Source organism: Achromobacter sp. 1012554356 (assembly GCF_059760815.1).
This window is the reverse complement of sequence record NZ_JCBANC010000013.1, coordinates 102,943-124,061: the sequence shown is the minus strand read 5'-3', so window position 1 is coordinate 124,061 and position 21,119 is coordinate 102,943. Positions and strand designations below refer to the sequence as shown.

The window sequence follows — 21,119 nt, the reverse complement described above, 5'->3', positions numbered from 1 at the left end:
AGTCCGGAGCGAAGGCTCCGGACCGCAATCGGAGCCCCGCCCGCCCCAGGCCCACGCCGCGCCGGGCGTCTAAAGAACCCGATCCGCCGCAAGCCGCAAGCTCGCAAGCCGCAAGCCGCAACCCCCACACTCCATCAACATCATCCCCCGCCAGCCACTCACTGCCGGTGATAAACCTCACTCCCTTTCTTTACAAACTCCACCGACTTCTCCTGCATCCCCTTCGCCAGCGCCTCTTTCTCGCTAACTCCCTGAGCCGCCGCATAATCCCGCACGTCCTGCGTGATCTTCATGCTGCAGAAATGCGGCCCGCACATCGAGCAGAAGTGCGCCACCTTCATCGAATCCTTCGGCAAGGTCTCGTCATGAAACTCCTTCGCCGTATCCGGATCCAGTCCCAGGTTGAACTGATCATCCCATCGGAACTCGAACCGCGCCTTCGATAGCGCGTTGTCGCGGATCGCCGCGCCTGGATGTCCCTTGGCAAGATCGGCCGCATGCGCCGCGATCTTGTACGTGATGATGCCGTCCTTCACGTCCTTCTTGTTCGGCAAGCCCAGGTGTTCCTTCGGCGTCACGTAGCACAGCATCGCCGTGCCGTACCAGCCGATCAGTGCCGCGCCGATACCCGACGTGATGTGGTCGTAGCCAGGGGCGATGTCCGTCGTCAGCGGCCCCAGCGTATAGAACGGCGCCTCGTGGCAGTGTTCCAGCTGCAGCTCCATGTTTTCCTTGATCATCTGCATCGGCACATGCCCCGGCCCTTCGATCATCACCTGCACATCGTGCTTCCAGGCTACCTGTGTCAGCTCGCCCAGCGTCTTCAGTTCGGCGAATTGCGCCTCGTCGTTTGCGTCGTAGCCCGAGCCCGGGCGCAGGCCGTCGCCCAGCGAAAAGCTCACGTCGTACGCCTTCATGATCTCGCAGATCTCTTCGAAGCGTTCGTACAGGAAGCTCTCCTTGTGATGCGCCAGGCACCACTTCGCCATGATCGAGCCGCCGCGCGACACGATGCCCGTCATCCGGTCCGCGGTCATCGGAATGAACGGCAGACGCACGCCTGCGTGGATCGTGAAATAGTCCACGCCTTGCTCGGCCTGCTCGATCAGCGTGTCGCGGAAGATCTCCCAGGTCAGGTCCTCGGCCTTGCCGTCCACCTTCTCCAGCGCCTGGTAGATCGGCACCGTGCCGATCGGCACCGGCGAGTTGCGGATGATCCATTCGCGGGTTTCGTGGATGTGCTTGCCCGTGGACAGGTCCATCACCGTGTCGCCGCCCCAGCGGATCGCCCACGTCATCTTTTCCACTTCCTCGCCGATGCCCGAGCTGACCGCGGAATTGCCGATGTTCGCGTTGATCTTCACCAGGAAATTGCGGCCGATGGCCATCGGTTCCACTTCCGGGTGATTGATGTTGGCCGGAATGATCGCGCGGCCGCGGGCGATTTCGTCGCGCACGAATTCCGGCGTGATCGCGGCGGGAATCGATGCGCCGAACGATTGGCCCGGATGCTGGCGCAGCAGGCGCTTGACCATCTTCTCGCCGTCGGGGCCGCTGTCGCGCAGCGTTTGCAGGTAGTGTTCGCGGCGCAGGCTCTCCCGGATGGCCACGTATTCCATTTCAGGCGTGATGATTCCGCGGCGCGCGTAGTGCATCTGCGACACGTTAGCGCCCGATTTTGCGCGGCGCGGCGGGCGTTGCAGGTCAAAGCGCATTGCCGTCAGCTTGGGGTCGGTCAGACGCGATTTGCCGTACTCGCTGGTCGGGCCGGACAGCAGCTCCGTATCGCCGCGCTCATCGATCCAGGCGCGTCGCAGTTCCGGCAGGCCGCGGCGGATGTCGATCTTGGCCTCGGGGTCCGTGTAGGGACCGCTACAGTCGTACACCGTCAGCGGCGGGTTCTTTTCGCCGCCGAACATCGTCGGGGTGTCGTCCTGTTCGATTTCCCGGAAGGGCACGCGGATGTCGGGGCGCGAGCCCACTTCATACACGCGGCGGGATTTGGGCAGCGGTGCGACGGCCGCCGCGTCGACTTCGGCGGTAGCGGCCAGGAATTTGGGATTGGCGTTCATGGAAAGCTCCAAGCGAGTGGTTGGAGCCGATCGGGATGGACTCCCGTCCAGGCGTGCGAAGACGCGCGGCGGGAATACGCTCCCAGCATCGGCATTATCCGTACTGGTACGAAGGGACTCTCTCAACACGTCGCCGCCCTGAAGCGGGACGAGTACCCCTGCGTGAACGCGAAGTATAGAGCCAAGTGCGCCCGGTGCCGCCATCAATCTGCGCGCTACCCGCCAAGCCGCAGAAATAGGGCTTTTCCAGCAGGCTGGTATTACTGCTTTACATTTGGATTCAGTCTAGGCAGACACCGTCATGCAGGTTCGGTACACTTTTTTCCACACGCCGCGTGTACAGTCTTAGAGTCTTACCGTTCGGCATCAGCCCACTTAAGAAGGAATCGAGCATGCAACTGAACCTACGCACTTTGGCGCCCGCCCTCGTTGTCGTGACATTGGCGCTAGCGGGTTGCAAGACCGCCCCGACTAAGACGTCCGACGCCGCGGCCACGCCTCAGGCAGGCCAGCAATCGGCCACGCCCGCGACCGCCGCGCGCGTGGATTTCTATCTTGCCAAGCGCGAACCCGGCGCCGGCCTGCGTGAAGTCAGCCTCCCGGACGGCAAGCTCTATCTGCAGGAGACGCCTGTCCTCACGCGCGCTGACCTGACCGATGCCGCCGCGCTGGTCGACCGTCAAGGCCAGAACTTCGTTGGCCTGCGTTTCTCCGAAGCCGGTACGCGCAAGCTCACCACCGTCAGCACCGCCAACGTCGGCAGCGTGCTCGCCCTGGTGATCGATCAGGAACTGGTTGCCGCGCCGCTGATCGGCGAACCGCTCAACCGCGGCGTCCTGGCGTTCGGCGTGCCTTCGGCTCAGGCTGCCTCTGAAATCGCCGCCCGCATCCGTGGCGATGCCGCACCCGCGGCAGGTGGCACGGCCCCCGCGCCGGCGCCTGCGCCCGCCGCCAAGCCCTGATTCAGGGCGCGCAAAAAACCCGGCTCTTGTAGCCGGGTTTTTTTTGCGTCGCGACTTTGGGCGGGAAGGGAAAGCGCTTGCATGGTGTGCGCCAGGCCGGAAACGAGCGGGATGACGGGTTCCGCGTCGACGGCCGCCAGCGCGTTTCGCAATCAGCCGATCTTGCGGCCGCGCGGTTTGACGCCGCGGCGAAGCAAGGTAGTTTCGATGAAGGTCTGGGTCAACGCTTCGAGCATTGCCCGTTCGTCAGGCGTCAGCGATTCGAACTGCGAGGGCGAAATGTTGGGGTAGGGCCACGGCGCCAAGGGCCGGGGCCGGCCGCCGGGACGCGGCGCCGCGTCGGAAACGCCTGATACTGGCAAGGTATTGCTCAAGTCGTAGGCTTCCAGGGGAAGCTCCATGGGACCCTTGCCGGTTTCCAGCCATTCGACTTCGATCTTCAACACCTGCGCCAGCTTGCGCGCGGATCGGCTCGAATGCCGCAAACCACTTTCGTAGCTGCCGATAGCACTTTGGGAGATGCGCACCAAGCGGGCGAGCGCCTTCTGCGTGTGGCCACGAAGAAGACGCGCATGCTTCAGTCGGTCTGAGAATGTTTTCACACGGCGATTGAAGCTTGCGGGGCGGTCACGTTGGTGGATATAAATAACACTAGGGTGATAACTTCTGGGGCGGTCGCATGTGGGAGCGGGGCAGCGTGTTCATCATGCCATCTGAAAATGTGGCGGGGTGGCGGCTTGCCGCTGTGCTGCGCCAATTTCAATGGGACACCCGCGTCTTCGCATCGGTGGACGCGCTGCAGGAACACCTGCCTGACGACGCGCCGGATCTGCTCGCGTTGCAGGGGCCTTGCGCCGGCATTGCCGATCTAATCGGCCGCTTGCGCCACGCGGCGCCCGGCGCGCGGGTGGTGTGGCAAGACGGTGGCGCCACCGCGATCCAGCGCGCGGCGGCGCTGGACGCGGGCGTCGACGCCTGTGTGCCGGCCGGCACGGAGCCGTTGGAGTGGGATGCGCTGTTGCGTAGCCTGTACCGGCGCGCGCGATGCGGACCCGGGGCGTGGCGCGTCGTGTCGCCGGGACGCGTGCTGGTGGGCCCCGCGGGTCAACGCCTGCCGCTCACGCTTCGCGAGCGCGCCGTGCTGGTGCGGTTGTTCAATGCGCCGGGCCACTGTCTTCATCGCGAAAACTTCTTTCCGGCGGAAGCGCGCGATCCCCTGGACAGCGCGCGGCGCGTGGACGTCGTCGTGTCCCGGCTGCGCAGCAAGGCGCGCCGGTTCAATATCGAACTTCCGCTATTGGCGGTGCGGGGTTGGGGGTACATCCTGCTGCCCGAGGGCGCGGGCAGGGCGCCTTCGGGGATGGACGGCGCCTGACTTACAGCACCACCAGATTGTCCCGATGCATGAGCTCGGGTTCGGTCATGCTGCCCAGAATGCGCGCGATCTGCGACGACGGCTGGCGCAAGATGCGGCGCGTGTCGGCGGACGAATAATTGATCAGCCCGCGGGCGCATTCCTGGCCCTGGCTGTCCACGCACGCCACGACGTCGCCGCGGCCGAACTCGCCTTCGACGTCGGTCACGCCGATGGGCAAGAGGCTCTTGCCTTCGCGCAGCAGTGCCTGCACGGCACCGTCGTCCAGCACGACACGCCCGCGAAGGCGCAGGTGATCAGCCAGCCATTGCTTGCGCGCCGACCACACCGGCAGGACGGCCTGCAGTTCGCTGCCGATGCACTCGCCCTGGGCCAGTCGCGTCAGCACGTTGCGTTCGCGGCCCGATGCGATGACGGTGTGCGCGCCGCTGTGGGCCGCGCGCTTGGCGGCCAGCACCTTGGTCAGCATGCCGCCGGTGCCGATGCCGCTGCCCGCGCCGCCCGCCATGGCTTCCAGCGCGGGTTCGCCGGCCTGGGCATGCGAGATGAACTTGGCTTGCGGATTCTTGCGCGGATCCGAGTCGTACAGGCCGCGCTGGTCGGTCAGGATGACCAGCGTGTCGGCCTCGATCAGGTTGGTGACCAGCGCGCCCAGCGTGTCGTTGTCGCCGAGGCGGATTTCATCGGTCACGACGGTGTCGTTTTCGTTCACGATGGGCACGACGCCCAGACGCAGCAGGGCGAACAGGGTGCTGCGCGCGTTCAGGTAGCGATGGCGGTCGGCCAGGTCTTCGTGGGTCAGCAGGATCTGCGCGGTGCGCAGCCCGTGTTCGGCGAAGGCGGCCTCGTAGGCCTGGCACAGCCCCATCTGGCCCACGGCTGCCGCGGCCTGCAGTTCGTGCATGACCGACGGGCGCTTGCGCCAGCCCAGACGCGCCATGCCTTCCGCGATGGCGCCGCTGGACACCAGCACGATCTGCTTGCCCTGCTTGTGCAGGGCGGCGATCTGCGCGGCCCAGTGCGCGACGGCGGCGCGGTCCAGGCCTCGGCCTTCGTTGGTGACCAGCGATGAGCCGACTTTGGCGACGATGCGCTGGGCGTGGGTGACGACGGAAACGGCGGGTGATTCAGCAGACATGATGGCGGCCGGCTGCGGCGAAAAAAAGCGTAATCGAAAGGACTGCGATTATGGCTTATTCGTTACCGCCGCGCGGCGCGGCCGGCTTGTCAGCGTCGCTGCGCGTCTCGTCGAAGCGGGGATCCGGCGCCACGTAGGTGCCTTCGGCCTGATCCTGCGCAAGTTGCTCCTTCTCGCGTTCGGCGTCCAGGTAGTCCTGCAGCGCGTAGATCAGGTCCTGGGTGCCTTCGCCCGACAGGCCCGAGATGCCGAATACCGGACCGGTCCAGCCGTAGAGTTCCAGGAAGCGGCGCTTGGTGTCCTCGGGATCGGGCACCATGTCCAGCTTGTTCAGGATCAGCCAGCGCGGCTTGGCGGCCAGGTCGGCGTCATAACGGCGCAGTTCCTCGACGATGGCGCGCGCGTCCGTGACGGCCTGCTCGACGGGATCCGCGTCCGGGTCGGGGGTGGACACGTCCACCAGGTGCAGCAGCACGCGGGTGCGCGCCAGATGGCGCAGGAACAGGTGGCCCAGACCGGCGCCTTCGGAGGCGCCTTCGATCAGGCCCGGAATATCAGCCACGACGAAGCTGCGCGACGGCGACGTGCGCACCACGCCCAGGTTGGGATGCAGCGTGGTGAACGGATAGTCGGCGATCTTGGGCTTGGCGTTGGAGATGCGGGTGATCAGCGTCGACTTGCCGGCGTTGGGCAGGCCCAGCAGGCCCACGTCGGCCAGCACCTTCAGTTCCATGCGCAGGTAGCGGTGCTCGCCTTCCTTGCCCGGCGTCCACTGCTTGGGCGCGCGGTTCACGCTGGACTTGAAATGGATGTTGCCCATGCCGCCTTGGCCGCCGGCGGCCAGCACGACTTGCTGCTCGTGCTTGTTCAGGTCGAACAGGACTTCGCCGGTGTCGGCGTCATGGATGATCGTGCCCACCGGCACGCGCAGGGTGATGTCCGGAGCGGCTGCGCCGTATTGGTCCGAGCCGCGGCCGTTTTCGCCGTTCTTGGCGCGGTGCAGGCGCGCGTAGCGGAAGTCGATCAGCGTGTTGATGTTGCGATCGGCCACCGCGTAGATGGTGCCGCCGCGGCCACCGTCGCCGCCGTCGGGACCGCCGCGGGGAATGAATTTTTCGCGGCGAAAGCTCGCCACGCCATTGCCGCCTTTACCGGCGACCACTTCAATGGTGGCTTCGTCTACGAATTTCATGGTGTCTGCGCGTGTAGTGGGTGAGGGCGGGCGTCCCTACAGGGGAGCCGCCGGGAGGCAATCGAGAGCTTACTCGCCAATTGCCTTCAAACAAAAAAGCCCTGCCGCACGCGACAGGGCTTTTGCCGTTCGGGAAACGCGGCGGACCGCGTCCCAGATCGTTTGCAACCGCGGACTTGGCGTCCGCGGGCGCGCTATCCGAATTACTCGGCAGCGACGATCGAAACGGTCTGCTTGTTCAATGCGCCCTTGAAGCCGAATTGAACCTTGCCGTCGATCAGCGCGAACAGGGTGTGGTCCTTGCCCATGCCGACGTTCACGCCAGCGTGGAAGCGAGTACCGCGCTGACGCACGATGATCGAACCAGCGGGAATCAATTCGCCGCCGAATGCCTTGACGCCCAGACGCTTCGATTCTGAGTCGCGTCCGTTCCGCGTAGAGCCGCCGCCCTTTTTCTGTGCCATGTTTAGCTCCTGCTAAGTGGTACCGAGTCGCTTCTTAAGCCGTGATGGCTTCGATGCGGATTTCGGTGTAGTTCTGACGGTGGCCCTGACGCTTCTGATAGTGCTTGCGACGGCGCATCTTGAAGATCTTGACCTTGTCGTGGCGGCCTTGCGCAAGAACCGTTGCCTTGACCACGGCGCCGGAGACGAGGGGCGTGCCAACTTTCAGTTGGTCGCCTTCGCCCACGGACAGCACTTGGTCCAGGGTGATTTCTTGCCCAATGTCAGCCGGTATCTGTTCTATCTTGAGTTTTTCGCCAGCGGCAACGCGATACTGCTTGCCACCGGTTTTTACGACCGCGTACATGGGGTATTCCTTAAATAGGTAAATGGGTTCGTTCGAGCTGCCTGCCCTGCTGGGCAAGAATGCCGTGCTGGCCTGCCGTACCAGTGCTGGTACTAGCGCTTGTACTAGCCGAAAGTCCGCTGAATCAGGACTTCCGATGATGCCAGGCGGCGTGCACGAACAACCGACGTAATTCGGCCATTGCTGACCGAATCCGAGATATTAGCCCGGGACTTTTGGAAAGTCAAAAAGCCGTTGCAGGCTAAGGGCTTAGGTGTGGCGTGAAGGCTTCATGCGCCCGGGATCACACGCAGCGCGATGTCGCGCGCCACCCGGCGGATGCCGTCCATCGCCGCTTGCCGGTGGGCGTCGTCCAGCCGGTCGGTGGGGATGGACGTGCTGACCGCCACCCGCTTGCCCAGCGGCGTCACACCGACAAAGGCCGCAAAGCACACCAGACCCGTGGCGACCTCCTCCTGCTCCTGGGCCAAACCGAGCCGCCGCGCGTCGTCGAGATCGCGGTGCAGGTGCGCGGGGTCCGAGATCGTGCGGTCGGTGACGCGGGGCAGAGTCTTGGGGAGCCGGGCGGCAAGGTCCTCGGGCGGCAGGCTGGCCAGCAGCGCCTTGCCCAGCGCGCAGGCGTGCGCGGGCAGCCGCAGGCCCAGGTCGGACACCAGGCGCACGGGGCGGCGCGCGTCCTCCCGCGCCAGGTACACCACGTCAAATCCATCCAGCGCCGCCAGCTGCACGACCTCGTTGCAGCGCTCGACGAAACCGGCGGCGGCCTGGTGAAAGGCCGCCTGCAGCCCATCGTGCCGCAGGTAGGCGGCGCCAAGCGCCATCAATTCCAGTCCGATGATGTAGCCGCCATCCTGGCGTTCGACCCACCGGCGTTGCTCAAGACAGTCGAGCAGCAGGTACAGCGTGCTCTTGGGCATCTCGCAGGCTCGCGCGAGTTCGGCGGCCTTCACCGGTGCGGGACGGCCGGACAGCACGCGCAGGATGTCGTGCGCGCGGCGGATGGCGGGAACGTCGTAATCGGCGGCCATGATGGCGATTATTCCAATAGGTTGGACTGAAAAGCAATATGTTGGACATGATAAATGAAGTCTCCTAGACTGGGCTCGCCATGCCCGGCACAAAACAATCACGCGCCCGCCACTGACCGGGCACAAGCGAGGAGACGCCATGAACGACAACAACCTGCTGCCTGCCGACCTGCCCGACGCCCTGCTCGTGGGCCGCGTGTGGCGCCCCGATCCTGCCGGCGGACCCAGCGTGGTCGTTGTCCGCGCGGGTGAGGTGATCGACATCACCGCCACGGTGCCGACGGTGTCCGATCTGCTGGACCATCCCGACCGCGTCTCGTTGGCGCGCGAGGCCAAGGGCGAGTCCCTGGGCGACGCGCATGCCCTCATGGCCGCCACGCTGCAAGGCGCGGACGGGCCGCGCCTGCTGGCGCCGTGCGATCTGCAGCCCGTGAAGGCGGCGGGCGTCACCTTTGCCATCAGCCTGCTGGAACGCCTGATCGAGGAAGAGGCGGGCGGCGACGCCGGCCGCGCGGAGGAAATCCGCGTGCGCATGCAGGCGCTGATCGGCTCCGATCTGTCCCGGCTGCGTCCGGGATCGCCCGAAGCCGTCCGCCTGAAAGCCGAAATGGTCGAGCGCGGCCAGTGGTCGCAGTATCTGGAAGTGGGGATCGGTCCCGATGCCGAGGTCTTCTCCAAGACGCCGCCCATGGCGTCCGTGGGATTTGGGGCGCGGATCGGCGTGCTGCCGGAATCGCAGTGGAACAACCCCGAGCCGGAAATCGTGCTGGCTGTCGACAGCCGGGGCGAGGTGGTCGGCGCCACGCTGGGCAACGACGTGAACCTGCGCGACATCGAAGGCCGCAGCGCGTTGCTCCTGACCAAGGCCAAGGACAACAACGGTTCCTGCGCCATCGGCCCGTTCATCCGGCTGTTCGACGGCGGCTTCACGCTGGACAGCGTACGCAACGCCGACGTCTCGCTGCGCATCGAAGGCCCCGACGGCTTCGAACTGGACGGCGTCAGTCACATGCGCGAAATCAGCCGCGACCCGCTGGATCTGGTTCGCCAGACCTTCGGCGCGCACCACCAGTATCCCGACGGCTTCATGCTGTTCCTGGGCACCATGTTCTCGCCGTCGAAGGATCGCAAGGGGCCGGGCTCCGGCTTCACGCACGTGACGGGCGACCGGGTCGTCATTGCCTCGGAGCGCCTGGGTGCGCTGGTCAACGAGGTGCAATTGGCCACCGAAATCCCGCCCTGGACCTTTGGCGTGCGCGCGCTTTACGCCAACCTGGCCGCGCGGGGTCTGCTGCCGTACGGGCGCTGAGCCGGCCGGCGGATCCGACCTGGGGCAGGGCCCGTGGGGCCGGGCTCTGCCGCTTGCGGCATGCGTGCCCGGATTTCCCGCGCACTCCCCGTATAATCCGTGGTCGAATCCCCCGCCGACCGCTGGCGGGCCCAGCGGTAAGAGCCGTCACGCGGCTCGCTTCACACTTGTCGGATACGTCTTGAATCTCCCCGCGCTCATTGCCCCCATAGCTGACGATATGAAAGCCGTCGATGCGGTTATCCGCGAGCGGCTGAATTCCGATGTGGTTCTGATCCGCACGATCGGCGACTACATCATTGGGGCGGGCGGCAAGCGCATGCGCCCGGCCATGGTGCTGATGGTGGCGCGCGCCCTGGGCTACGAAGGCACCCATCACCAACTGCTGGCCGCCGTGGTGGAATTCATCCACACGGCCACGCTGCTGCACGACGACGTGGTGGACGAGTCCGACCTGCGCCGCGGCCGCGAGACCGCCAACGCCGTGTTCGGCAATGCGGCCAGCGTGCTGGTGGGCGACTACCTGTACTCGCGCTCGTTCGAGATGATGGTCGAGGCCGACTCGATGCGCATCATGAGCATCCTGTCCGAAGCGACCACCGTGATCGCCGAGGGCGAGGTGCTGCAGCTCCTGAACGTGCATGACCCGGACGTCTCGCAAGAGCGCTACTTGCAAGTGGTGCGCTACAAGACCGCCAAGCTGTTTGAAGCCGCCGCCCAGGTGGGCGCCGTGCTGGCGGGCGCCACGCCCGAGCAGGAGGCCGCCGCGGCCGCCTATGGCCGCCACGTGGGCACCGCGTTCCAGCTGGTCGACGATGTCCTGGACTACAGCGGCGACGCCGCCGCGCTGGGCAAGAACGTCGGCGACGATCTGCGCGAAGGCAAGCCCACGCTGCCGCTGATCCGTGTCATGGAAGTGGGCACGCCCGAACAGCAGCAACTGATCCGCGACGCCATCAAGACGGGCGACGCCGACTTTGCCGCCGTGGCCGCCGCCATCCAGGCCACGGACGCGCTGGAGCACGCCCGCCTGGCCGCCGTGGCCGAGGCCGAACTGGCCCGCGAAGCCCTTTCGATCTACCCCATTTCCCCTTTTCAAAATTCTCTGTTAGAATTCTGCGCTTTCGCGGTGAATAGAGATCGCTAGCAAAAAACGGCGGTAAAAATTCACAGGCGAGGTTCACCGAAACGATCTGAGCAGTCAGATGGCCTAGGTGAAAAAGCAGTGAAGCAAGTGCAGTAAAGAAAGTGCAGTAAAGAAAGTGCAGTGAACGTTTAGTGGGTCTGAGCACCGCTAAATGAGTAGTCAAGATCGGGGCGTAGCTCAGCCTGGTAGAGTACTGCGTTCGGGACGCAGGAGTCGGAGGTTCGAATCCTCTCGCCCCGACCACTTCATGTGGTCGAGAATTTAAGAAGGTGTTTCCCGACACCTTTTGGCTGAAAGCCGGTATCGCGCAAGCGCTGCCGGCTTTTTTGCATTTGCGCGGCTGAATGCAAAAACTATTACTCAGCGGCCGGTGTCTGACACCCTTGAGGCATTGCGTCTCAGCGGCCGGTGTCTGACACCTCATATAGCGTGACCTCCCACATCGCCCGCTAGATTGTCCGCGACCCGGTCATTTATTACCGGGCAATGAAAATCCGGGCTGTTTCGTGCGGATAATGGGCAGCGGTGATCCAGGATGGTGCAGTTTTTTATATTGCCTTACGCAATAACTAAATAAGCTACCGATCTGGATAATGACTTTTCAATTTGGTTAAATCAGACCAAGAAAAACGTCTTTTCATATTTGATTACATTGCACATCTGTCGCATGTTGCGGTTTGTGTAATGAATGTAATTTTTCTAGGGATTTCCCGGGTTTATTACGGGTTGTCCTGATTTATTTCCGCAGCAATAAAAATATTTAGCAAAAAGTTTGCTGCGCGACCCCTCTACGATGCCCAGGCTCGCTACCCGGATAGTTAACCGGATACCGAGCCAAATTCATTTTTAGCTATACGTCCGCCCCTATACGGCAAGGGTATTTCGATTTCATGTCGACGTACTCGCTTCGGGGCGTCGATTTCTAGTGTCTGCGACACGACGAAAACAGTGAGGTCCCCCGTGGTAAAGAGAATCGCAGTGTGTGGCCTTGGATATGTCGGCCTGCCCGTGGCAGTGGCATTTTCCAGGCGCTTTGATGTCATCGGTTTTGACGTGGACAAGCGAAGAATCGCACGGCTGAAAGAGGGTGATGACTGGACCGGCGAGATCGAACGCGACGTATTGATTGCCTCCCCCATGCAGTTCACCGACCAGTTGTCGGAACTGGAAGGCTGCGACTTTTTCGTGGTGGCCGTCCCGACGCCGGTCGACGAGAAAAACAACCCCGACTTCTCTTTGCTGGTGCGGGCGTGCCAGGCCATCGGCCCCGTGCTGCGCCCGGGCTGCATCGTGGTCTTCGAATCGACCGTTCACCCCGGCGCCACCGAGGAAATCTGCGGCCCCGAGCTTGAGAAGGCATCCGGCCTGCGCGCCGGCGTCGACTTCAAGCTGGGCTACAGCCCCGAGCGCATCAACCCGGGCGACCGGGAGCATCCGCTGGAGAAGATCGTCAAGATCGTGTCCGGCCAGGACGAGCAATCGCTGGAAGTGATTGCCGGCGTGTACGAGCAGATCATCGACGCAGGCGTGCACCGCGCCTCCTCGATCAAGGTGGCCGAAGCGGCCAAGGTACTCGAGAACACGCAGCGCGACATCAACATCGCGCTCATGAACGAGATGTCCAAGATCTGCGATCTGGTCGGCATCCGCACCTCGGAGGTCCTGGCGGCCGCCGGCACCAAGTGGAACTTCCTGAAGTTCACGCCCGGACTGGTGGGCGGCCACTGCATCGGTGTCGATCCGTACTACCTCACGTCCAAAGCCCAGGAACTGGGCTATCACCCCGAAGTCATCCTGTCGGGCCGCCGCATCAACGACGGCATGGCCGCGCACGTCGCCTCGCGTCTGGTGCAGCAGCTTGCGCGCAGCGGCCGCCTGAATGCGTCTACCCGCGTCGGCATCCTGGGCATGACGTTCAAGGAAAACGTGCCCGACATCCGCAACTCGAAGATCGTCGATCTGTACCACGCGCTGGGCCAGTACGGCATCACCCCGGTCGCGTGCGATCCGATGGTCGATCCGGAGCAGATGGAGCACGAGTACGGGATCAAGCTCGCCGACCGCGGAGACTTCCGCGACATGGACGTCCTGATCCTGGCGGTGCCGCACCGCGAAACCATGGAAACCCTTTGGGAAGACCTGCCTCAGCTCGTCAAGAACGGCGGCATGGTCTGCGACTTGAAGTCCGTCCTGGATGCCAAACGGCTCCCGGCCGACCTTTTGTACTGGACTCTCTAGTTCAGGCTCGTAATCCATCAATACAGGAGAGACCCTGAATGACCGCATTTACCATCGCTCCGATCGGAACCTGCCGCATCCATACGCCGCTGCGCGATGCCGTGGGCCGCTACCCGATCAAGCTTCAGCTCGGCCGCAATTACGGATTCGTGCACACGGCCGCCGAAGCGCTCCAGCAGGCGCGTTTCATGTTCAGCCAAAGCGACATCCCGGCTGACGTGCAGCGCCTGATCTTCCGTCCGTCCAATGGCGAGCAGGCTCGCCGCGGCACGCACAAGCCGGCCGACCTGTACATGGTCGAGCTGTCCTCGCGCAAGCTGCTGACGATCGACGGCCATCCCATCCAATCGAATTACCTGGTCCGCTACTTCAGCGAGTTCTTTGCCGACCGCGCCCGTACCCGCGCGTTCTGGTCGATGGCCGCCGTTGACCGCCTGGCCGAGCGCCGCGCGCAGCTCGACCAGGACCCGGTCTTCAAGAGCCTGAACACTGAAGACCGCGACCTGCTCGCCCGCGTCGTCAAGCGCGACCAGACGGACGAGGAGATCGAGCAGGAGATGCGCCAGCTCGTCGAGCTGCTGGGCCGCGACAAGGTCGTGTTCGTCACCCACGTCAACGCCCACACGCCGGATAACGTGCCCATCGAACAGCGTCAGCAGCTGATCGCCGCCATTGCCGCCGCCGCGCAGCGCATCGGTGTGCCGTGCTACGACCCGACGCCGCTGATGAACAAGCTGGGCCAGGCCGAAGCCATGGAAGACGGCGGGCTGGACCTGACCCACTACACGCCGGCCTTCGCCGAGCGCCTGTACACCGACTGGTTCAAGAACTTCATCCGTCCGCGCATGAGCTCCTCGACCCCGCAAGTCTCGGTGCCCAAGCTGGGCGCGGAAGAAAGCGTCGAACGCATCGAGAAGCTGTGGGATTCGGGCGAGCTGCGCGAAGCTTCGCGCCGCGTGCGCGATGTGCTGCGCCGCTACCCCAGCCTGCCGGATCACGTGGTGCTCTTCGCGCGCATCCAGGAAGAACTGGGCGACTACGAAGGCTCGCTGGCCCTCCTGGGCAGCGCCGATGCGCTGTCCTCGGGCAGCAAGGCCGAGCAGATCCTGATGCGCAACCAGTTCAAGCTGGGCCGCTACGACGTGGCGTACTCGCTGGCCGCCGGCCTCCTGGGCGACGAAATCGAGACGCCGGAAATCGTCCGCATCGCGGCGGTGTCGGCGGGCCACCTGGGCTATGTGGACGAAAGCCTGGGCAACTGGAAGCAGCTGTTCCGTATCTCGGAGCCGACCGACGCGATGGCGCTGGAAGCGGCCGACACGGTGCTGTCGCTGCTGCAGACGGGCGGCGACATGGAATCGGCGATTCGCTGGGTGCATGAAGTGCGCGCGGCGATCCCGAGCTACGGCCGCGGTTTCGCGGTGCTGTGGCGCGACCGCCTGCTGGCAGGCGACCGCGAAGCGCTGCGCGATCTGGCCGGCGAACAGCCCAAGCTGGAAGAGGGCGACGCGCTGGAACTGGTCAAGGAAGCCTCGTGGCGCGGTTGCATCATGGCTGCGGCGACGCTGGCGGCCTCGTGCGGCCTGGCCAAGAGCGAGCACGAAGAGATCAGCGCATGGCTGCAATCGCAGTCCGCGACGTGGGCCGAGGAAGGCAACCGCGCGCTGGAGGAAGGACGCCTGCGCGACGCCGCCGAACGCATCTGCGCGCATCGTCTGCTGAACCCCGACGCGCTGGCTGGCGCCCGTGCGCAGCGCGCCTTCGAACGCGCCATGCGCCTGGGCGTGCGGGCCGCGCTGGTGGCCGGCAACCATAAGGAAGTGATCGACCTGACCAATCTGGCCATCGACACCAACGTGGACTTCCCCGAACTGCACGCCATGCGTGGCCGTGCGGCGGATGCGCTGGGCGACAAGAAGACGGCGATGCGCCACCTGGAAGTGGCCGCCGCCGGCGATGCCGCCCCGTTCAGCGCCAAGCTGCACTTTGCCCGCGTGGCCTTCAATGGCGGCTGGTTCGGTGAAGCGATCGACGCGTACAAGGACGTGCTTGGCCACTCGGGCGCCGATCAAAGCGCCAAGGACGAAGCCGAACGTCAGCTCGGCCGGCTCGGCCCGCGCGCCATCCGCGGCGCCCGCGAGATCCTGTCGAACGGCGACCATCAGGCCGCGTGGAAGCTGCTGGATCGCGTCGCGCAGTCGTGGCCCGGCATGCCGGAAGTGGACCACGAGAAACGCCGCATCCTGGCCTACCTGTACGCCGAAGCGCGCGCCCTGGAACCGTCCAGCACCACCGAGCGCCTGGCGCTGGGCGAACGCATCGTGTCGCTGGTGCCTGACGATCCCATCGGCCTGCGCCTGGCCGCGGTCGGCGCCATGCGTCTGCACCGCTTCGAACAGGCCCTGCCGTACTGGAAGCAGTTGCAGGAACGTTCCGAGAACCCGGCGCAGTATGACCACTACATCGAGCGCTGCCTTGTTTGGATCGAGAAGATCAACCGGAGAAAGGCAGCATGAATCCACCTCTGATAACCGAGCGAGTGGACGCCAAGTCCGATCTTCAGCAAGTTCAAGCGCAGTTGGAGGAAATCGTTGCGGCATCGGGGCGGGTTCAAGTCGCTCAGGAAAACCTGGCACGCGCCAAGGCGCTTGGCCGCGATTACATGGAGGACTCGAAGATTCGCTTCCTCCTGCTTCGCCTGCAGGAGTCGGCGGGCCTGAACGAGGGCATGGCCGAGCAGTGGGCGACCCTGCTCGAGGAATGCCCGGATGACCTGCAGATCGTGCGCTATTGCGCGACGCGGCTGGTGAAGGAACGGCACCTGGACGAAGCCATGGCGCTGGTCGACCGTCACCTGCCGGCCGAGACGACCAATCCGGACCGCCTGTTCTCGCGGGCAAAGCTGCTGAGCGACATCCGCGCGCACGAGCAGTCCGACGCGCTGTTCCGGCGTCTGATCTCGCAGCACACGGATCGCAACATGCGCGTGGAGTTTGCCAAGCGCCTGCGCAAGCGCGGCTTGCTGGCCGACGCATGGGACGCGATCGCGCCCGTGGCCAAGCATCTGACGCCCGGCAGCAAGGCGGCCGAACTGGCCGAGGGGCTGGCCAGCGACTTCGCGTTCTACCAGCGCTTCGAATCCGAAGAATCGCTGGCGGGCAAGGACGTGCGCATCGTGTCGATGAAGCACGCGATCCTGCATTTCCGCAACCGCAAGATCGCTGAAAACACCCCGGAAAAGCCGGTGTCGGTGGCGCTGGTCACTGGCAGCCTGGGACCGGGCGGCGCCGAGCGCCAGCTGACCCGCCTGGCGGGCGAGCTGACCCGTCTGGCCGCGTCGCCAGACCAGCAGCCGCCGGACATCCTGATGCGGCCCAAGAAGGTCGAGGTGCTGGTCAAGCAGCACACCGAACCGTCCGGGTCGCCCAAGAAGCAGGACGATTTCTTCCTGCCGGTGCTCATCAAGGCGCAGATTCCGGTCACGGAGATCAACCGCCTGCCGGCGATCTCGGTGGCGCACCAGTCGGTGCCCGAAGGCAATCTGGGCCGCCTGCTGGAACAACTGCCCCCGCCCGTGCACTACGGCGTGACGCGTCTGGCGCCGGTGCTGCGCGCCAACCGGTTCGACGTGGTGAGCCTGTGGCAGGACGGCACGTGCCTCTTTGGCGCCCTCGCAGCGCTGTTGGCCGGCACGCCGACGATCCACCTGGTGTTCCGCGGCCTGCCGCCGAACATCCGCAAGGACCGCTTCCGCGAAGAGTATCCCGAGCTGTTTCAAGCGCTGGCCCTGGTGCCGGGCGTGGTGTTCGTCAGCAACAGCCGCAAGGCCGCGGAAGCGTATGCCGAGTGGCTGGACCTGCCGCTTGCGCGATTCCACATCCTGTACAACGGCGTGCCGGATCTGGCGACCGATGCATCGGACGCCGACAAGGCAAAGTGGGAAGCCTTCCACGAGCGCACCAAGGACGCCACGGAAACGATCGGCGGCGTGTTCCGCCTGGAGCCGGACAAGCGTCCGCAGCTCTTCATCAAGTTGGCGGCGCTTTACCTGAAAGAGCGGCCGCAGGCGCGCTTTTTCCTCGTGGGCGACGGACGCCTGCGCGAGAACATCGAGGCGCTGGCGCTAGAGCACGACGTGCTGGAACGCCTGTTGCTGGTGGGGCTGTCGAATCACGTGGGCTTCTGGTATTCGAAGATGGACGCCAGCGTGCTGCTGTCACGCTACGAAGGCCTGCCGAATGTGCTGATCGAGGCGCAGTTGCTCGGCGTGCCGGTGATTTCCACGCCGGCTGGCGGCGCGGAAGAGTGCTTTGTCGAGGACGAGACGGGCCACCTGCTCAACTGCGTGGATCATCCAGACATGCACGAGGCATGCGAGAAGGTCCTGAACATGGTGGACCAGGTGCGCAGCAATGCGGACATGCGGACAAATAGCCGCCAGCGGGCGCAGAAGCTGTTTTCGCTGGACGCGATGCTCACGAAGTTCATGAGCATCTGCATGCCCGCCATGACCGAGTCCGAGAACGACGAGCGCATCGATGTTGCGCCCAAGCGCCTGATGCAGGCGTGACGGGCAGTTGCTCTTTTTTAAAGTGCTGAAGCTGAAGGATCCTATGCAAATGAACGTCCCGGCCCTGGGCGCGCGACGCCACGCGACGCTTGCCATGCTGCTCTTGGCAGCGCTGACACTCACGGGTTGCCAGCTCCCACGGTCCGGCCCGATGCTCAGCGAAATGACCGGGGCTCACGATGACAAGGATGTCATCGTGATGCCCGTGTCGCGCGAACTCGCGCAAAAGAGCCGGGTGCCCGACGTGGCGGACTTTCCCGTGCGCTATCGCGATCTGACGCAGGCGGGATTCGACAAGCTGGTGCCGGGCGACGGCATCAACGTGCGCGTCTGGGAGCGCGGCGGGCTGGGCGTGTTCGCCCCGGACCCGTCGGGCGTCAGCGACCTGGGCAACCAGGAGATCGACCGTTCCGGCAATGTCACGTTCCCCATCATCGGCAAGTTCCAGGCCGAGGGCCGGACGCTGGGGCAGTTGCATGACGCCATCGTGGCGCGCCTGAGCAAGCTGGTGGTGGGCGCCGACGTCAGCGTCACGCGCGCGGCCGACGCGCGCGGGCAGATGGTGACGGTGCAGGGCAACCTGACCAAACCCGGCATGTATCCCATCACGCAGACCGCCCAGCGCCTGAGCAGCGCGCTGGCGCAGGCCGCGCCGGTGCAGACGAATCCCGAGCAGCTCATCATCAGCCTGCGCCGCGAAAACCAGGTGGCCTCGGTGCGGCTGGCGGATATCTACCGCAACCAGAACAACGACATCCTGCTGCGCTCGGGCGATGTGATCACCGCCTACGACGCCAAGGAATTCCTGACCGTGCTGGGCGCGGCCGGCCAGCAGGGCCGGGTGGAAATCAGCAAGCGCAACTACAGCGTGCTGGACGCGCTGGCGGATTCGCGCGGTCTGGACGACAAGCTGGCCGATCCGCGGTCGGTGTTCCTGTTCACGCCTGCAAGGGCCGGGGCCGAAGGCAAGCCGGACTTGCTGCCCGTCGTGTACCAGTTCGACCTCACGCGGCCGGAGCAGGTGGCGCTGGCGCGCGAGTTCACGGTGCATGAAGGACAGGCCATCTATATCTCGGACGCGCCATTCACGCAGGTGCAGAAGGTGCTGTCGGCCTTCCGCGTCACGATGAGCGCCGGCTTCAGCGCCACGCGAGCCATCGACAGCGATTCGGGCGGCGGTTCGACCGGCGTGGCCCAATAACGCGTCCATGAGTAACGAGGATCGGATAAAGGGCTGGCGCTCGCGCCGCAAGGAAAACAGCTACGCGGTAGGGTCCGGAGTCGCCAACTGGCGGCTGGACCCGGCCGCGCTGTTCGAGGCCAAGGCCCCGCCGGGCGTGCTGTTCAAGCCGCTGCTGGCCCGCCTGCAGGGCGAGCCGCACGACTCCGTGGCGGCCCGGCGCGCGGTGTACGAGGCCGTGCAGGCGGAGCTGGATGCCGAGATCGCGCGCAGCGAGGTCGATGAGACCCTGGCGGATTTCTCCCGGCGGCGCCTGCGCATCATCGTGCGCCTGCTGGAGCAGGACATCCGCGCGGGCGTGGAGGTGTTTGCGCCGGGCTACATGCCTGCCAAGCTGGTGGCCGAGGACGAGCGGCTGGCCGCCGCGCATGCGCGCCGCGTGGAGCGGCGCAAGCAGGACGAGGCGCGCGAAGCGCGTCGCCATGCGTCGCGCAACGACATCGCGCTGGAGATCGAGGTTGCGCAGACCGAAGCGGGCGACCTCGCCATCCTGCGCGACCGGCTGCGTTCCCTGCATGAGGGACATACTCAGGACACGGCCGGCCATCGGCCGATCGGCCGCACGCTGATGGCGATGTTCATCTATCAGCTGCGCGTGATGCACGGCGAAAGCCGCATCGCGCTGGTGTGGGCGCTGGTCGGTCCGGTGGTGCTGCTGACGCTGATTTCGTCGCTGTACATCCTGATGGGCACGCACTACATCCTGGGGATGGACGTGCAGACGTTCTCACTGTTGGGCGCCACGACCTGGATCATGTTCCGCCAGATCGCGTTCCGCAGCAGTACGGCATATGTCTCGGCGCGCGGCTTGCTGAATTTCCAGGGCGTCACGCCGCTGATGTGCGCGCTGGTGCAGGCCATGATTTACGTCTCGGTGTACGTGGTGGTGTTTGCGGTGCTGATCACGGCGGGCCACGCGATCGGACTCATCACGCTGCCCAAGAGTTGGGCGGGCTTCATTCTTTTTGTGGTGCTGATGGGCGTGGCGGGCGCGGCGATGGGCGTGCTGTTCGGGTCGATTGCGACCTACTGGCATTTCTTTCTGCGGCTGGCGCCGATCATCGAGCGCTTCCTGCAGATCTTCGCGGCGGTGTTCTTCGTATCGGAGCAGTTTCCCGAGCAATTACGGCCGTGGATGCTGTGGTCGCCACTGGCGCACGGCATGCAGTTGTTGCGTTCGGCGTATTTCCATGCGTACGAATCGCACGATGCCAGCCTGGGTTACTTCCTGACCTCGCTGGTGTTCATGATGGTGATCGCGCTGGTGGCAGAGCGTCTGGCCCGTCCCAATGTTCAGCCAATGTGAGGGAGAAAAATGATCCATCTCAATGGCGTAACCGACGAACCCTATTCCTTCGGCAGCAGGCAGCCGCTGCTGGCCAACGCCACGCTCGACATTCCGGCCGGGCGCTACGCCTTGCTGTCGCCCGCGCCGGAGATGCATCGCCAGCTGGTGGACGTGCTGTGCTGTCTGCGTCCGCCGCGGCAGGGCTTCGTCAAGCACGACGGCAATGTCTCCTGGGCGATCGGCCGGCAGGGTTTCATCCGCGGCAAGGCCAGCGGCCTCTCCATGATCGACTTCGTCAGCGAAATGTACGAGATCGACCCCGATGCCACATACGAACTGGTCGCGGACCTGATCAGCGATCCCAAGATGCTGGCCAAGCCCATGGAGCATTGGCCGCTCTATGTGCGGCAGGAGTTTTCGTTCGCGCTGGCGCTGGCGCCCGCGTTCGATGTCTACGTGATCGAAGGGAGCATCCCCTTCGAGCCCTGCCGTTTCACCCGGCTCTGGCTGGCGCTCTTCGAAGAGCGGCTGGTTGGCCGGACACTCATTTTTTCCAGTTATCGCCAGAATCAGTTGGCGGACTATTGCTTCAAAGGCTTGATCTATGAACGAAGCGCGCTCAGCATCGACGACGACCTCGACCAGTGCCTCCGCAGGTATCCCCCGCGACGATCACGGAGCGACTCCGGCACAGGCGACGACGTCCTCGGAGGCGGCTTCGACGAAGGCCAGCTCGGGTTCTGACGGTGG

At 64.8% G+C, this 21,119-nt stretch carries 17 protein-coding genes and 1 tRNA gene; 11 read left to right on the top strand and 7 right to left on the bottom strand.

Annotation, left to right across the window (positions count from 1 at the left end):
* Window positions 1-158: 158 nt before the first annotated feature.
* A complete protein-coding gene (gene thiC, locus AC6LJW_RS09065) occupies window positions 159-2,072 on the bottom strand; it encodes a phosphomethylpyrimidine synthase ThiC (protein WP_498087012.1) in 1,914 nt (637 codons plus the stop codon).
* Window positions 2,073-2,464: 392 nt separating this feature from the next.
* On the opposite strand from thiC, the gene AC6LJW_RS09060 reads away from it, so the two are divergent.
* Window positions 2,465-3,034: a SecDF P1 head subdomain-containing protein gene (locus AC6LJW_RS09060; protein ID WP_105241041.1), complete on the top strand. Its 570-nt coding sequence runs from the start codon at window positions 2,465-2,467 to the stop codon at window positions 3,032-3,034.
* Between the two features lie 152 nt (window positions 3,035-3,186).
* On the opposite strand, the gene AC6LJW_RS09055 is transcribed toward AC6LJW_RS09060, so the two are convergent.
* Entirely contained in the window at window positions 3,187-3,615 is a 429-nt protein-coding gene (locus tag AC6LJW_RS09055; RefSeq protein ID WP_056566375.1) for a helix-turn-helix transcriptional regulator, read from the bottom strand.
* A gap of 125 nt (window positions 3,616-3,740) precedes the next feature.
* On the opposite strand from AC6LJW_RS09055, the gene AC6LJW_RS09050 reads away from it, so the two are divergent.
* Window positions 3,741-4,409 carry a winged helix-turn-helix domain-containing protein gene (locus tag AC6LJW_RS09050; RefSeq protein WP_235512015.1) on the top strand — a complete coding sequence of 223 codons (669 nt, stop codon included), beginning with the start codon at window positions 3,741-3,743 and terminating at the stop codon, window positions 4,407-4,409.
* A 1-nt stretch (window position 4,410) separates the two neighbouring features.
* Here the strand turns inward: AC6LJW_RS09050 and proB are convergent, their stop codons facing one another.
* The 5 genes from proB to AC6LJW_RS09025 form a co-directional block, all read right to left on the bottom strand.
* Window positions 4,411-5,547, bottom strand: coding sequence for a glutamate 5-kinase (gene proB / locus AC6LJW_RS09045; protein ID WP_056559940.1), 1,137 nt, complete (start codon window positions 5,545-5,547; stop codon window positions 4,411-4,413).
* A gap of 55 nt (window positions 5,548-5,602) precedes the next feature.
* Window positions 5,603-6,739: a GTPase ObgE gene (gene obgE, locus AC6LJW_RS09040; RefSeq protein ID WP_056559938.1), complete on the bottom strand. Its 1,137-nt coding sequence runs from the start codon at window positions 6,737-6,739 to the stop codon at window positions 5,603-5,605.
* A gap of 203 nt (window positions 6,740-6,942) precedes the next feature.
* Complete coding sequence (gene rpmA, locus AC6LJW_RS09035) at window positions 6,943-7,203, bottom strand: 50S ribosomal protein L27 (RefSeq protein ID WP_006216229.1); 261 nt, start codon at window positions 7,201-7,203, stop codon at window positions 6,943-6,945.
* Between the two features lie 34 nt (window positions 7,204-7,237).
* Window positions 7,238-7,549: a 50S ribosomal protein L21 gene (rplU, locus tag AC6LJW_RS09030; RefSeq protein WP_006216228.1), complete on the bottom strand. Its 312-nt coding sequence runs from the start codon at window positions 7,547-7,549 to the stop codon at window positions 7,238-7,240.
* A 269-nt stretch (window positions 7,550-7,818) separates the two neighbouring features.
* The gene (locus AC6LJW_RS09025) at window positions 7,819-8,577 is read right to left on the bottom strand and encodes an IclR family transcriptional regulator (RefSeq protein ID WP_056559936.1); all 759 of its coding nucleotides are present in this window, start codon (window positions 8,575-8,577) and stop codon (window positions 7,819-7,821) included.
* Between the two features lie 139 nt (window positions 8,578-8,716).
* On the opposite strand from AC6LJW_RS09025, the gene AC6LJW_RS09020 reads away from it, so the two are divergent.
* From AC6LJW_RS09020 to AC6LJW_RS08980, 9 genes are all read left to right on the top strand, one after another.
* Complete coding sequence (locus AC6LJW_RS09020; RefSeq protein WP_056559934.1) at window positions 8,717-9,886, top strand: fumarylacetoacetate hydrolase family protein; 1,170 nt, start codon at window positions 8,717-8,719, stop codon at window positions 9,884-9,886.
* Window positions 9,887-10,067: 181 nt separating this feature from the next.
* The gene (ispB, locus tag AC6LJW_RS09015) at window positions 10,068-11,033 is read left to right on the top strand and encodes an octaprenyl diphosphate synthase (protein WP_056559932.1); all 966 of its coding nucleotides are present in this window, start codon (window positions 10,068-10,070) and stop codon (window positions 11,031-11,033) included.
* A gap of 166 nt (window positions 11,034-11,199) precedes the next feature.
* Window positions 11,200-11,276, top strand: a tRNA-Pro gene (locus AC6LJW_RS09010).
* A gap of 735 nt (window positions 11,277-12,011) precedes the next feature.
* Window positions 12,012-13,271, top strand: coding sequence for a nucleotide sugar dehydrogenase (locus AC6LJW_RS09005; RefSeq protein ID WP_082578769.1), 1,260 nt, complete (start codon window positions 12,012-12,014; stop codon window positions 13,269-13,271).
* A gap of 38 nt (window positions 13,272-13,309) precedes the next feature.
* Window positions 13,310-15,787, top strand: coding sequence for a hypothetical protein (locus AC6LJW_RS09000; protein WP_498087011.1), 2,478 nt, complete (start codon window positions 13,310-13,312; stop codon window positions 15,785-15,787).
* Complete coding sequence (locus AC6LJW_RS08995) at window positions 15,784-17,841, top strand: glycosyltransferase (protein WP_498087010.1); 2,058 nt, start codon at window positions 15,784-15,786, stop codon at window positions 17,839-17,841. Before AC6LJW_RS09000 ends, AC6LJW_RS08995 begins: the two co-directional genes overlap by 4 nt.
* 43 nt (window positions 17,842-17,884) lie before the next feature.
* A complete protein-coding gene (locus tag AC6LJW_RS08990; RefSeq protein WP_056566372.1) occupies window positions 17,885-19,042 on the top strand; it encodes a polysaccharide biosynthesis/export family protein in 1,158 nt (385 codons plus the stop codon).
* Between the two features lie 7 nt (window positions 19,043-19,049).
* The gene (locus AC6LJW_RS08985) at window positions 19,050-20,387 is read left to right on the top strand and encodes an ABC transporter permease (RefSeq protein WP_427986041.1); all 1,338 of its coding nucleotides are present in this window, start codon (window positions 19,050-19,052) and stop codon (window positions 20,385-20,387) included.
* A 9-nt stretch (window positions 20,388-20,396) separates the two neighbouring features.
* Window positions 20,397-21,113 (top strand): hypothetical protein, encoded by a 717-nt coding sequence (locus AC6LJW_RS08980; RefSeq protein ID WP_056559922.1) that lies wholly within the window; start codon window positions 20,397-20,399, stop codon window positions 21,111-21,113.
* Window positions 21,114-21,119 lie beyond the last annotated feature (6 nt).

Excerpts from the sequence above, each read along its gene's own strand:
- thiC (WP_498087012.1), bottom strand. The coding sequence starts at position 2,072 with ATGAACGCCAATCCCAAATTCCTGGCCGCTACCGCCGAAGTCGACGCG.
- AC6LJW_RS09060 (WP_105241041.1), top strand. The coding sequence starts at position 2,465 with ATGCAACTGAACCTACGCACTTTGGCGCCCGCCCTCGTTGTCGTGACA.
- AC6LJW_RS09050 (WP_235512015.1), top strand. The coding sequence starts at position 3,741 with ATGCCATCTGAAAATGTGGCGGGGTGGCGGCTTGCCGCTGTGCTGCGC.
- proB (WP_056559940.1), bottom strand. The coding sequence starts at position 5,547 with ATGTCTGCTGAATCACCCGCCGTTTCCGTCGTCACCCACGCCCAGCGC.
- obgE (WP_056559938.1), bottom strand. The coding sequence starts at position 6,739 with ATGAAATTCGTAGACGAAGCCACCATTGAAGTGGTCGCCGGTAAAGGC.
- rpmA (WP_006216229.1), bottom strand. The coding sequence starts at position 7,203 with ATGGCACAGAAAAAGGGCGGCGGCTCTACGCGGAACGGACGCGACTCA.
- rplU (WP_006216228.1), bottom strand. The coding sequence starts at position 7,549 with ATGTACGCGGTCGTAAAAACCGGTGGCAAGCAGTATCGCGTTGCCGCT.
- AC6LJW_RS09025 (WP_056559936.1), bottom strand. The coding sequence starts at position 8,577 with ATGGCCGCCGATTACGACGTTCCCGCCATCCGCCGCGCGCACGACATC.
- AC6LJW_RS09020 (WP_056559934.1), top strand. The coding sequence starts at position 8,717 with ATGAACGACAACAACCTGCTGCCTGCCGACCTGCCCGACGCCCTGCTC.
- AC6LJW_RS09000 (WP_498087011.1), top strand. The coding sequence starts at position 13,310 with ATGACCGCATTTACCATCGCTCCGATCGGAACCTGCCGCATCCATACG.
- AC6LJW_RS08995 (WP_498087010.1), top strand. The coding sequence starts at position 15,784 with ATGAATCCACCTCTGATAACCGAGCGAGTGGACGCCAAGTCCGATCTT.
- AC6LJW_RS08990 (WP_056566372.1), top strand. The coding sequence starts at position 17,885 with ATGCAAATGAACGTCCCGGCCCTGGGCGCGCGACGCCACGCGACGCTT.
- AC6LJW_RS08985 (WP_427986041.1), top strand. The coding sequence starts at position 19,050 with ATGAGTAACGAGGATCGGATAAAGGGCTGGCGCTCGCGCCGCAAGGAA.
- AC6LJW_RS08980 (WP_056559922.1), top strand. The coding sequence starts at position 20,397 with ATGATCCATCTCAATGGCGTAACCGACGAACCCTATTCCTTCGGCAGC.